Consider the following 11,211-nt stretch of genomic DNA (forward strand, 5'->3'; position numbering starts at 1 on the left):
GCCCCACGAACTGCCGTGATCCCGCAGGAAGTTCACCCCGGCGGCCAGCGATCAGGCACCGGGCCGGCCGCCGCCACTCCGTCCAGGACCCGGTCCCGCAGCTGGGCCGAAAGCGGGTCGGCCTCGATGACCAGCCAGACCAGGACGTCCTGCGGCCCTTCCGACTCCATCACGTCCACCGCGACATCGAGCGCCTCGACGGGCGCGCCCGGCCCCGCGACGACGCCCCCATGCGTCCGGGGCGGCCTAAGGGGTGTCCCGCGGCCAGGGCCGCCCGTCGAGGCGTTCGATGTCGCGGTTGAGCCGGGCGAGGTTGTCCGCGAGCTGGCTCGCCTCCTCGGGGGTCCAGTCGGCCAGCAGCGCGCCGAGGCCCTCCAGGTTCTCCGACCGGTCCCGGTCCAGGCGCCGCACGCCCTCCTCCGTGATGATGAACTTCCGGGCGATGCCGCCCTCCGGGTCGGGAATGCGCTCGACGACACCGGCCCTCAGCATGGCGGCGGTCTGCCGGTTCAGCGTGGAGGCGTCCAGACCGAAGGCGTCCCGGAGGTCACCGATGGACATCGGGCCCTCGACCTGGATGCGGCTGAGGAGAATGTAGGCGCTCCGGTCGAGCCGGCCGTCTCCCCTGGAGGCGAGCAGGTTCATATGGCGGCCGAGAAGCATGGTCTCGAACTCGATCCGGTCCACGGGCATGTCCACGCGAGGCTTCCTTCGACTGCGGGTGCGGGGCCTGCCTCCCTGCCGGGAAGGCCACCTCTCTGTACAGATATACCACGGAATGTATGCATGCTGCACTGTGTGTGTATAACCCACTACGAATGCATGGTACACATCACCTGCTCTCGCCACCTGACCAGGTCGTCCCGTCCCTCCCGGGAGCGGGACGACCTACTTCCGGGCCGGGCCACCGCTGCGGCCTTAGACTCGCCGAATGGCGAAGTATTTCGATGTACACCCCGAAAACCCCCAGCCGCGCACCATCACCGGCGTGGCCGAAAGCATCCGCTCGGGCGCGCTCGTCGCGTACCCGACGGACTCCTGCTACGCGCTGGGGTGTCAGCTCGGCAGCCGTGACGGCATCTCCCGCATCCGCTCGATCCGCAACCTCGACGACCGCCACCACTTCACGCTCATGTGCCAGAACTTCGCCCAGCTCGGGCAGTTCGTGCACATCGACAACGACGTGTTCCGCACGATCAAGGCGGCGACACCCGGTCAGTACACCTTCATCCTTCCGGCGACGAAGGAGGTGCCGCGCCAGTTGCTGCACCCGAAGAAGAAGACCGTCGGTGTCCGCATCCCCGACCACGCCGTCGTCCAGGCCCTCCTGGAGGAACTCGGCGAGCCGCTGCTCTCCAGCACCCTGCTCCTGCCCGACGAGGAGGAGCCGATGACTCAGGGCTGGGAGATCAAGGAACGCCTCGACCACGAGGTGGACATCGTGGTCGACTCCGGCGACTGCGGCACGGAGCCGACCACCGTCATCGACTTCTCCAGCGGCGAGCTGGAGATCGTACGCCGGGGAGCAGGCGACACCTCCCGCTTCGAGTAACGACCTGGCGGGGCGACGGCCCGGCTCAGTACAACAGGTCCAGTTCCACGCCGACCGTCTTCCCCGGTACGCGCTCCAGCACCACCCACCGGTCCGCCAGCGCCTCGACGAGCACCAGTCCGTACCCGCCGCCGGACCCCGGCGGCGGTTTCACGACCTGCCCAGGGCCCGGCGGCCGACGCTCGCCCCGGGTGTCGCTGACCTCGATCCGCAGCCTGCCGGGCGTCTCCGGGGCTGCGGCGGCCAGGCCCAGCAGCAGTTCGAAGTCCCTTCCCGGTACGCGGCCGTGCGTCGCCGCGTTGGCCGCCAGCTCGGCCACCAGCAGCGCGGCCGTGTCGGACACATCCGAGCGGTACGGGATGCCCCAGACGTGCAGCTGATGAACAGCCAGCCTGCGGGCGAGCCGCGCCCCTCGGGGTGTGGAGCTGAACCGCTGCACGAACAGCCTCTCGGTGCGCGGCCGGTGGGGGGTGACGGATGCTTCCATGCGGGTCAGCGTGCTCGGCCGGGGCCCGTGCGACCAGCCACAGAACCCGTACGGTCGGTCAGCGTACGGGTACGGAGAGTAGACAGTGTGCGTGACGATGCGTGACCATGGGCGAGTTGCGGACCGGGGACGAGCGCACGGAAGGTGGCCGCACATGGCCGAGGGCACGGGCGGTACGGGTGGTACGGGTGGACTGGCGGGGGCCTGCGGTGAGCCCGAGTCGTCGGACAGTCTCAAGGCGTTCGGGGAGGTGCTCAAGGTCCTGCGCAAACGGGCCGGCCTCACCCAGGAGGAGTTCGCCCCGATGGTGAGCTACTCACTGCCGATGGTCGCCTCGATCGAGCAGGGCCGCCGATTCCCGCCGCCGACGTTCGTGGAGCGGGCCGAGGTGGTACTCGACGCGTTGGGGGTGCTGCGGGCGGCGGCAAAGCACCTGTCGCGGCGGCCGGGCCTGGCGAGCTGGTTCCGCCAGTGGGCGCGGCTGGAACAGGACGCGATCGCCCTGAACACGTACGAATGCCGGTTGGTGCCCGGTCTGTTGCAGACGGAGGCATACGCGCGGACGCTGTTCGTCGAGCAGCTTCCGCCGCTGGGCGACGATCAGATCGAGGCGCACCTTGCCGCCCGTCTGGAGCGGCAGGAACTGCTACGAAAGCGGCCCAACAGCGCCTACAGCTTCATCCTGGAGGAACATCTGCTGCTGCGCAGGACGGGCGGCGACGCCGTGGCCGCCGGACTGATCGAGCACCTGCTGGAACTGTCCTCGCTCCGGAACATCGAGATTCAGATCATGCCGGTGATGCGCGAGAGCCACGCGGGGCTGGATGGACCCATGCAACTTCTGGAGACGTCTGAGAACCGGTGGTTCGGCTACTGCGAAGGGCAGGAGAGCGGCCAGTTCATCTCGGAGTCCAAAGTCGTCAGCATGCTCCAAATGCGATATGCCAGGATGCGTTCGCAGGCTCTCTCACTGAAGGATTCCGTGAGCCTGTTGCGGCGGATGCGAGGAGCACCATGAACACCACAGAACTGGCCTGGTTCAAGAGCAGCTACAGCGGCGGCTCCGGCGACAGCTGTGTCGAAGTCGCCCTGTCCTGGCACAAGTCGAGCTACAGCGGCGGCTCCGGGGACGACTGCGTAGAGGTCGCCACCTGCCCCACCACCGTCCACATCCGGGACTCCAAGGTCGAAGAGGGCCCCCAACTCGCCCTCTCCCCCGCCTCCTGGACGCACTTCGTCACGTACGCGGTCCAGGGCTGAGCGCGCGGACCGGGTGCCCGGCTCCCTGAGGAGCCGGGCACCCGTGTTCTACGGGAACCACGGTGGCGGCGCCGGGGCACCGCTTCCGGGTATCCGGGTCAGTTGAGGGTCAGGAAGGTGCCCGCACCGTTGGAGTACTCGATCCAGGTGGTGGACCGGGTGACCGCCGGGGCGCCGGACCAGGCGGCCGTCAGGTCGGTCGGGGTGCCGGGGGTGACGCGGGCGTGGTCGGGTGTGACGGTGACCTTGCCCGTGGGCGGGCTGTGCTCGGTGATGTTGTTCACCTGGTAGGTGTACGGAGTGACGCTCTCGCCGGTGCCGGTCTCGTCGAGGGCGATCACGGCCACGAAGATGGCCTGGGCCGTCGGCTGCGACAGATTGACGGTCGCTGTTCCCTCACTGTCGACGTCGCCGAACTGGAGGCTCTGCAGGACTCCGTCGACCATCGGTCCCCAGACGAGGCCGCCGATGTTGCCCGCGTCCAGGTCGAAGTGGACCGAGATCTGGGAGGCCTTGGTGCCGGCCGGGATGATCGCCTCGTGGTCGATCTCCGCGGTTCCGGTCAGGGTTCCCTTGGTGAGGGGCGAGGAGACCGGGCCGTAGGCGGTGGCCGTGAGGGTGCTGGTCGCCGGGGTGACGGAGTAGGTGGCCGATCCCTTGGCGCCGGTGCCCTTGATCTCGGCGGGCGCGCGGACGCTCTGCGGGGTGACGGCGATCGGGCTGCGGACGGTGATCCGGCCGGAGGTCCAGGTGAGGGATCCGGTGGCGAGGGCTCCCGCACGTGCGGTGGTCACGTCGAGCTTGACGGTGAAGGTGCGCTTCTGCCCGGGGTGGCTGAAGTGCAGGACGGACGGGGAGACGGTGGCCTTGACGCCGGGGAGGTCGACCTTGGCCCGGTAGGTGCCGGCCGACGTGGCGGTGACGGTACGGGTGACGGTCTGGGTGCCGAAGAGGTCACCGATCGCGAGCGAGGGGTAGTTGAGGTCGCTGGGGTCGATGGCCTTGGTTCCGGTCCCGGTGTCGACACCGACGCCTTCGAGGTAGGCCAGCCAGTCCGGTTCGCTGGAGTCGTAGACGAGTCCGGGCCGGAGCATGGCTCGGGCCTCGACCTCACCGGCGCCCTGGGCGAAGACGTCGTCGCTGTTCTTGCCGTCGGCCTTCTTCGTGGGGGAAGCGGTGGTCATCATGGCCGACTTGATACTCATCGGCGACCAGGTGGGGTGCTCGGCGAGGTAGAGCGCGGCGAGACCGGCGATGTGCGGGGCGGCCATGGAGGTGCCGGAGTAGTAGTCGAAGTCACGGCCCGCGTTACCGGGCGGAGCCACGGCGGCGAGGATGGTGGCGCCGGGCGCGGTGATGTCGGGCTTGAGGAGGTCACCCTTGCCGTCGAGGGAGGGGCCGCGCGAGGAGAAGCCGGTGACCTGCGGGTACGCGGCGCTCTTGCCGCCGTTGGCGAGGGTGGCGGTCGCGTTGTCCGCGGCGGCGTAGGCGCGTACGGCGGCGGCGTCGGGGCCGGTCAGGTGGACGGTCGGTATGGAGTGCAGGTCGCCGTCCGTGCTCTCGTTACCGAGGTTGACCAGGACCATGCCGATGCCGCCGGCCCTCTTGACCTCGGCGGACTTGTCGATGCGGGCGCTGGTGCCCCGGTTGCAGACGACCATCTTCCCTGCGGTGCGTGCGGGATCGAGGGTGCCCTTGATACAGAGGGCGGCGTCGGCCGCGTCGGCGCCGGCGGTCTTGACGGCGGCACCGAGGACGAGGGGAACGGCGCTGACGGTGTTCTGCACGCTGGTGCTGACACCCACGTAGCTCTTGCCGTTGCCGAGGGTCACCGTGCCGGTGTGGGAGGCGATGGTTCCGGCGGCGACGGTGGTGGTCCAGGGGGCGGTGTTGTCGAGGCTGGAGGCCTCGGGACCGGCGTTGCCCCCGGCGGTGGAGACGAACACGCCCGCGGCGGAGGCGTTGCGGAACGCCGTCTGGATCGGGTCGTCGTACTCGCTCTCCCACATGCCGCCGACGGAGTAGTTGATGACGTCCACGCCGTCGGCGACGGCCTGGTCGATGGCGGCGACGAGATCGCTGGTCAGACCGCCGTCCTGGGTGCCGTCCTTGCTCTGCCAGAGGGCTTTGTAGACGGCGATGGTGGCGGCGGGGGCGACACCGGAGACGGTGCCGAGGTCCCTGCCGTCGGCGGTGGCGCGGACACCGGCGTTACCGGCCGCGGTGGACGCGGTGTGGGTGCCGTGGCCTTCGCTGTCGCGGGGGGAGATGTAGCCGCCGCGGTTGGATTCGGGGACGGCTCGGAGCCAGCCCTCTCCGAAATATCGGGCGCTGATGATCTTCTGGTTGCAGGCGGCGGCGGTGAAGCTCTCGCCGGTCTGGCAGGTGCCCTTGAAGGTGGTGCCGTCGGCCTTGTTCATGACGGTGGTGGTGCCGTCGAGGTAGGGCCGGTAGCGGTCGTTCTTGGCGGGCTTCCTGCCGGGTTTGCCGGCGGGCTTCCCGGTCGTGAGTGCGGGGGCCTCGAAGGAGGCGCTCTCGGGCCAGACGCCGGTGTCGATGTCGCCGATGACGATGCCCTTGCCGGCCTCGGCGGTGCCACCGAGGGAGGCCCACAGACCCTTTCGGCCGGAGAGGCCGAGGAAGTCGGTGGAGTTCTTGTCGTCGGTGGCGTGGTGGAACTTGTCGGGGGCGATGCTGGTGACGCCCTTGGTCGCGGCCAGCCGGACGAGCTGGCGGGCGTTGAGCCGGGCGCTGAAGGTGTTGGTGGTGACGGCGTAGTGCTGGTGGACCGTCGCGCCCACCTTCTTGGCGACCTGGGTCTGCTCGTCGACCAGATGGGTGCGGTAGCGCTTGGCGTTGGCGGTGGTGACGTCGAGTTTCCTGCTCTGGGTGGGCCTGGTGGCGGGAATGTCGTCGACGGTGCCGTCGTAGGTGGCGAGTGGCTGGTCGGCCAGGGTGATCAGGTAGGTGCCGGCGGCGAGGGGGGATTCCTGGCCGGTGGCGACTGCGGGGGTGGCGAGAGGCAGGCTGAGGGCGGCGATGCTGGTGGTGAGCAGGGCACCGATGGCTGCGCGTCCGGTGCGGGACGCTCTTCGCGGCTGAGATGGCACGGGGTTCCTCACGGGATTCGGGCATGCCGGGTAGACGAGCGGGAGTGCTCGCCTGTGGCATGGGCGGAGGGCCGGGGGACGCGAACCGCCTCCCACGTGCACTGATTGACAGACGGTTCGGCAGAAGTGAACGCTGTGCGATCACTCGCTGTCCAGATAATCTGTTGGCGTCTTTGGCGTGGTGACCAAACACGCCACCTGTGCGGGGACGGCCGACCGGTGACTCGATCTGCCCCTACCGGTCCGCGACGGACGCCCCACAGGTAGGGCAGAGGAGGCTTGTTGTGCTGGAAGCAGTGGGTGTGAGCGCGTTCGACGAGGGCGTGTACCGGGCCGTGTTGTCGGGATCGCAGAGTGCGGTGCGTGATCTCGCGGAGAGCGCGGGGGCCGGGGTGGCCCGTACGGGGCAGGCGCTGAAGCGTCTCGCCACTCTGGGGCTGGTGCGGCGGGTGGGGCGGGGCCAGTGGGAGGCGGTGAGTCCGCGCTCCGCGTTGTCGGCGTTGCTGCACCGGCGGCGGTCGGAGGCGGAGACGGTGTTCGCGGGGGTGGAGACGGAGTTCGCCGATCTGCACCGCCTGCACCGGGCCGGGCAATTGCGGTCGGACCCGGGCGCCCTGGTGGAGGTGCTGACGGGACGTGAGCTGATGGCGCAGAAGGTCGAGGAGCTGAGCCGGTCCGTCACCACGCACCTGTGGACGCTGGACAAGCCGCCGTACCTGGAGGCGGTGGGGCAGCCGCACTTCCACGAACAGGAGACGGCGACGACCCGGGACTGGCTGGAGCGCGGGGTGGACGTCCGGGGGGTGTACTGCCTGGAGTCGATCGAACCGCCGGGACGGCTGGAGGCGATCTTGGATCTGGCGGCGCTCGGGGAGCAGTCGCGGCTGTTGCCGCAGCTCCCTTTCAAGGCGCGGATCGTGGATCGCCGGGTCGCGGTGGTGCCGTTGACGGGGGGCAGCAAGGAATCCATCGTGCTGGTGCATCCGTCGGGCCTGCTGGACGGGCTGGTGGAGCTGTTCGAGGCGTACTGGGAGCGGGCCGAGCCGCTGCTCTCCGAGGAGCTGGGCGCGGCGGAGGGCCCCAGCGAGGAGGAACTGGTGCTGGTCCGGCTGTTGCACGCCGGCTACAAGGACCAGGCCATAGCCCGGCAGTTGGAGGTGAGCGTGCGTACGGCGACGCGCCGGGTGGCGGCGTTGATGCGCAGGCTGGACGCGGGAACGCGGTTCCAGGCCGGGGTGAAGGCACGGGAGCGCGGCTGGGTGTGAGCGGGCTCGCCCGGCGTCGCGTCGCGTGCGATGTGACCCCGCACGCGGGCGCCGCCGCCGACGAGGGTCCGTCGGCGGCGGCGCGAGGTCGGCGCGGTACGTGTGTCAGTGGAAGGTCAGCGAGGCGGAGCCGGGTTCGGCGGAGATCGAGCCCGGACACAGGAAGCTGCCGGAGCTCTTCGAGGCGGTGAACGCCTGGTTCGCGTAGGTGCGGGTGGAGCCGTCGCGCGTCCAGCCGACGCTCGTCGCCTTGTAGCTGCAGTTGACGATGGACTGCTTCACCGTGATGTCGATGAGGTCGGACATCGCCGTGCCCGCCGCGTCGTCGAAGGTGACCGTCGGGTCGTTGTTGAGGGTGGCGCTCGCACCGCCGCTACAGCTCAGGCTGCCGTTGACGGTGGAGTGGTCGATGGTCAGGCCGGCGGGCGGGTCCGCGCTGGCGGTCGCGTCGGTCCAGGTGCAGGTGCTGCCTGCGGCCGTGATGACGCCGTCGACCCGCTGCGAGGCCGCGGGGCCCGCGCTTGCCGCGGCGGTCGCGCCTGCGGTGACCGCGAAGGCCAGGGCGGTGACGCACAAGAGTTTCGGTGTGAGCCTCATGTCACTCCTTCTTGCCACGCACTTGTGGGGGTGTTGAGTGCAGACCCGTCCGCGTCCGTGGTGAGGGGGATGACACGGCTCCGGGCACGCCATGGAAAGTCCCACAGAAACCCACAACTTGCCATGCACGCGCCAAAGACTGGCCGGATGGCACCCTCACCGACGAGGGACCGACGGCCCGCGGAGATGGTGAGCGACTGCATCTCCCACGGCTACCCGATCCGCGCGGCCTCGCAGCAGGACGGCCGCCACACCACGCTCCACCTCACCGAAGAAGGCAAACCGCCCTCCTCAACCGCTTCCGCCACCAGCAGCGGCAGGCATTCGAATACATCACCCGCGACTGGCCCGAAGCCGAGCGACTCGAATTCGCACGCCTCCTCCTCAAGTACGCGGATTCCACCGCCCCGTTGCCCTGGCCGGAACCACGGATACGGCCGCCGCGGCCCCCACCGGGGGCGGCCGGGCGGCCTCCGGCGTCGCGACGCCGGGCGCGCATCCGGACAAGGGAAAGGCGACCCCCGCAGGGACTCGGGCCATCTCCTCCGCCGGCACGGTCGCGCTCAGCAACTGTTCGGGCTCCCCGGTCCGCATGCCGAACTCGCAGCCGGCGGCCCCCGCACTGGTCATGACGAACGGCCGCTGCCTCGAAACGGGCTTTCCCCCTGCGGGCCAGGCCATCACCGGCCAGTCCTCGACCCGCAGCTTCACGCTGCTCAACGCCTCGGCCGTCAGCGCCGGCAGACAGAGGCGCGACAGCCTGGGCCGGCCCCGCGAGGAAGGTCTCCTTTCGGCGCCGGACAACGCACCGAGTTCCGTTACAGCAGCCCTTTGCACTCCTTCAATTCCGGCTCCTCCACGTTGTACCCCTTGGGCATGATGTCCCTCAGGTGCTTGTCGTAGAGCTTCATCCACTTCGATGGTCCACCATCATCGGACTTTTTCATGATCTCCTCCAGGGCTTGGCACACTTCCCTCTTCAGAGTCTTCTCGCCGGGGCGCATAGCCACGCCGCACCCCTCGACCCCGCCGTCGAAAGTTTCGGCCATCTTCGTGTTGGCGATCTTACGGGCGTATCCAGCCACGATGACGTCGTCCGTCACCATCGCGTACACGTTGTTTCCCTTGGTGGTGACTTCTTCCGCGCATTTCTCATACCCGGCAGGATAGCTCTTCTCGGGAGTGATGCCCTGACGCTTGATCCATCCCTCGTACGCCGAGCCCGCCGCCGTGCAGACCTCGGCATTTCTGTCATTCTTCAGGCTCTGCAGGCTGTCAATCTTCTTGAAGTTTTTCTCTTTGACCAGCAAGGCGCCAAGGGGATCGAAGTACGTACCGGCGAAATCCACTCCGTCCTTCTTCTCTCGTTCCGCACCCACACTGTAGGTCGCCATCACGAGGTTCACCCTTTTCTTGGTGACCATGGATGCCCGATTGCCGGACGTTACGGGGGCAAAGGCGATATCCCTGTCGCTGTATCCCAGCCTCCGGCCAATTTCCCGGGCCAGGTCGACCTCGAAACCCACATACACGCCCTTCACCTTATTGCTCAGTCCTGGCTGGTCCTCCTTGACACCGAACCGCAGCGGACTCCCTTTGTGCGCGTTCTTGTATTTATGTTCTGTCGTGTTCTTGTCCGCCGCGTCGTTCTTACCCGGCGCATCGTCGGGCCGTCCCCACACGAACCACGCCGTTCCGGCGAGCAGCGCCGTACAGAGAACAGCGACCGGGACCTTCCAGCGGCCCTGCGCCCGCCGGCCGGGCACATCCGGACCAGGCGCCCCGGAACGCACCACCGGAGCCGCCGTCCCGGGACCGGCCGCGGGCTCCCCGGGAGCGAGCGCCACTGGCCGGGAGGCCGATTCCTGCCGGGCCGGCTCCGTGGGAGTCCTGGCGGCCGGGGTGTCGAGCGCGCCGAAGTCCCGGGTGACGTCCTGGAGCATGCGCTCGGCCTCGGCTGCGGCCGGTCGTTGAGCGGGGTCCTTCTGCAGCAGCGCCTCGATCAACGCGGTGAGGGGCCCGGCGTATCTCATGGCCGGTACCGGGGAATCGCGTACCGCGATCCAGATTTCGTAGCTGCTCAGCCCGTTGAAGGGGCGCCGGCCCTCCACCATCTCGTACAGCGTGACCCCCAGCGCCCACAGGTCGGACGCCGCCGAGGCGGGGTGCGGCTGATCGGGGGTCCGGGTGAGCAGCTCGGGTGCGAGGTACTGGGCGGTGCCGATGACCTCGTGCGTCCGGGTCACCTGCACGGCGCCCTCGAAGGTGGCGATCCCGAAGTCCATCAGGAGCGCCCGCCCGTCGGAGCGGAACAGGATGTTGTGGGGCTTCATGTCGCGGTGCAGCACCCCGGCCTCGTGCGCGGCGGTCAGTCCGCGCAGCACCTGGAGCCCTATGCGTGCCGCGTGCGGCACGGAGAGCTGCTGCTGCTCGCGCAACAAGTCGGCCAGGGAGCGGGGGTTGAGCAGTTCCATGACGATCCAGACCTGATGGCCGTCCTCGATCACGTCGTGCACGGCGACCACGTTCTGGTGCCCGATCCTGGCGATGGCCCGCGCCTCACGGCGTGCCCGGCTCACCCATTCCGACTGGGCGTGGGAGGAGACGGCTCCGGGATGGAGTAGCCCCTTCACCGCCACCTTCCGGTCCAGGCTCGAATCGAAGGCTTCCCAGACCACCCCCATCCCGCCCCGGCCGAGCTGACGCCGCAATTGGTACCGGCCTGCGATCACCGCGCCCGCGCCGTATCCCCCGCCATGACCGGTCGTTCCCTCGCTGTGCATCCGACCCCCTGTGTGCGTCTTTGTAAGGAGAGACGATAGAGGGAACAACAGGGGGCAATACGGCGAAGTCGGGTGGCCCGGGGGATTTCGCCCCCGGGCTCCCACAGATCCGTACGTGACCGTCTCCGGTCATACGGCTCTTGTCGTCCTGGTCACC

At 69.0% G+C, this 11,211-nt stretch carries 10 protein-coding genes and 2 pseudogenes; 6 read left to right on the forward strand and 6 right to left on the reverse strand.

From position 1 onward, the window contains the following. Positions 1 to 32: 32 nt before the first annotated feature. Entirely contained in the window at positions 33 to 170 is a 138-nt protein-coding gene (locus tag AB0I52_RS26585; protein ID WP_363076661.1) for a hypothetical protein, read from the reverse strand. A 76-nt stretch (positions 171 to 246) separates the two neighbouring features. Then, positions 247 to 699 carry a MarR family transcriptional regulator gene (locus AB0I52_RS26590; protein ID WP_363076663.1) on the reverse strand — a complete coding sequence of 151 codons (453 nt, stop codon included), beginning with the start codon at positions 697 to 699 and terminating at the stop codon, positions 247 to 249. A 232-nt stretch (positions 700 to 931) separates the two neighbouring features. On the opposite strand from AB0I52_RS26590, the gene AB0I52_RS26595 reads away from it, so the two are divergent. Further along, positions 932 to 1,552, forward strand: coding sequence for an L-threonylcarbamoyladenylate synthase (locus AB0I52_RS26595; RefSeq protein ID WP_363076665.1), 621 nt, complete (start codon positions 932 to 934; stop codon positions 1,550 to 1,552). Between the two features lie 25 nt (positions 1,553 to 1,577). Here the strand turns inward: AB0I52_RS26595 and AB0I52_RS26600 are convergent, their stop codons facing one another. Next, positions 1,578 to 2,039, reverse strand: coding sequence for an ATP-binding protein (locus AB0I52_RS26600; RefSeq protein ID WP_363076667.1), 462 nt, complete (start codon positions 2,037 to 2,039; stop codon positions 1,578 to 1,580). A gap of 154 nt (positions 2,040 to 2,193) precedes the next feature. Here AB0I52_RS26600 and AB0I52_RS26605 point away from each other — a divergent pair, with 154 nt between their 5' ends. Then, complete coding sequence (locus AB0I52_RS26605; RefSeq protein WP_363076669.1) at positions 2,194 to 3,057, forward strand: helix-turn-helix transcriptional regulator; 864 nt, start codon at positions 2,194 to 2,196, stop codon at positions 3,055 to 3,057. Further along, a complete protein-coding gene (locus tag AB0I52_RS26610; protein ID WP_363076671.1) occupies positions 3,054 to 3,299 on the forward strand; it encodes a DUF397 domain-containing protein in 246 nt (81 codons plus the stop codon). The genes AB0I52_RS26605 and AB0I52_RS26610 overlap by 4 nt, the downstream gene beginning before the upstream one ends. A gap of 98 nt (positions 3,300 to 3,397) precedes the next feature. On the opposite strand, the gene AB0I52_RS26615 is transcribed toward AB0I52_RS26610, so the two are convergent. Then, the gene (locus tag AB0I52_RS26615) at positions 3,398 to 6,409 is read right to left on the reverse strand and encodes a S8 family serine peptidase (RefSeq protein WP_363076673.1); all 3,012 of its coding nucleotides are present in this window, start codon (positions 6,407 to 6,409) and stop codon (positions 3,398 to 3,400) included. Positions 6,410 to 6,693: 284 nt separating this feature from the next. On the opposite strand from AB0I52_RS26615, the gene AB0I52_RS26620 reads away from it, so the two are divergent. Beyond that, positions 6,694 to 7,674 (forward strand): transcriptional regulator, encoded by a 981-nt coding sequence (locus AB0I52_RS26620; RefSeq protein WP_363076675.1) that lies wholly within the window; start codon positions 6,694 to 6,696, stop codon positions 7,672 to 7,674. Positions 7,675 to 7,779: 105 nt separating this feature from the next. On the opposite strand, the gene AB0I52_RS26625 is transcribed toward AB0I52_RS26620, so the two are convergent. Next, a complete protein-coding gene (locus tag AB0I52_RS26625) occupies positions 7,780 to 8,271 on the reverse strand; it encodes a hypothetical protein (protein WP_363076677.1) in 492 nt (163 codons plus the stop codon). A 186-nt stretch (positions 8,272 to 8,457) separates the two neighbouring features. Here AB0I52_RS26625 and AB0I52_RS26630 point away from each other — a divergent pair. Both AB0I52_RS26630 and AB0I52_RS26635 read left to right on the forward strand, forming a co-directional pair. Continuing rightward, positions 8,458 to 8,687 (forward strand): annotated as a pseudogene (locus AB0I52_RS26630) (MarR family winged helix-turn-helix transcriptional regulator); the annotation flags it as partial. Between the two features lie 116 nt (positions 8,688 to 8,803). Then, a pseudogene (locus AB0I52_RS26635) lies at positions 8,804 to 8,998 on the forward strand (serine protease); the annotation flags it as partial. Between the two features lie 91 nt (positions 8,999 to 9,089). Here the strand turns inward: AB0I52_RS26635 and AB0I52_RS26640 are convergent. Then, entirely contained in the window at positions 9,090 to 11,054 is a 1,965-nt protein-coding gene (locus AB0I52_RS26640; RefSeq protein WP_363076679.1) for a protein kinase, read from the reverse strand. Positions 11,055 to 11,211: the final 157 nt, after the last annotated feature.

This window comes from Streptomyces sp. NPDC050423, from assembly GCF_040655445.1.
Classification (GTDB): domain Bacteria; phylum Actinomycetota; class Actinomycetes; order Streptomycetales; family Streptomycetaceae; genus Streptomyces.

What these genes read in the sequence shown, in the direction of transcription:
- AB0I52_RS26585 (WP_363076661.1), bottom strand. Translation starts at nt 170, where the DNA reads ATGGAGTCGGAAGGGCCGCAGGACGTCCTGGTCTGGCTGGTCATCGAG.
- AB0I52_RS26595 (WP_363076665.1), top strand. Translation starts at nt 932, where the DNA reads ATGGCGAAGTATTTCGATGTACACCCCGAAAACCCCCAGCCGCGCACC.
- AB0I52_RS26600 (WP_363076667.1), bottom strand. Translation starts at nt 2,039, where the DNA reads ATGGAAGCATCCGTCACCCCCCACCGGCCGCGCACCGAGAGGCTGTTC.
- AB0I52_RS26605 (WP_363076669.1), top strand. Translation starts at nt 2,194, where the DNA reads ATGGCCGAGGGCACGGGCGGTACGGGTGGTACGGGTGGACTGGCGGGG.
- AB0I52_RS26610 (WP_363076671.1), top strand. Translation starts at nt 3,054, where the DNA reads ATGAACACCACAGAACTGGCCTGGTTCAAGAGCAGCTACAGCGGCGGC.
- AB0I52_RS26625 (WP_363076677.1), bottom strand. Translation starts at nt 8,271, where the DNA reads ATGAGGCTCACACCGAAACTCTTGTGCGTCACCGCCCTGGCCTTCGCG.
- AB0I52_RS26640 (WP_363076679.1), bottom strand. Translation starts at nt 11,054, where the DNA reads ATGCACAGCGAGGGAACGACCGGTCATGGCGGGGGATACGGCGCGGGC.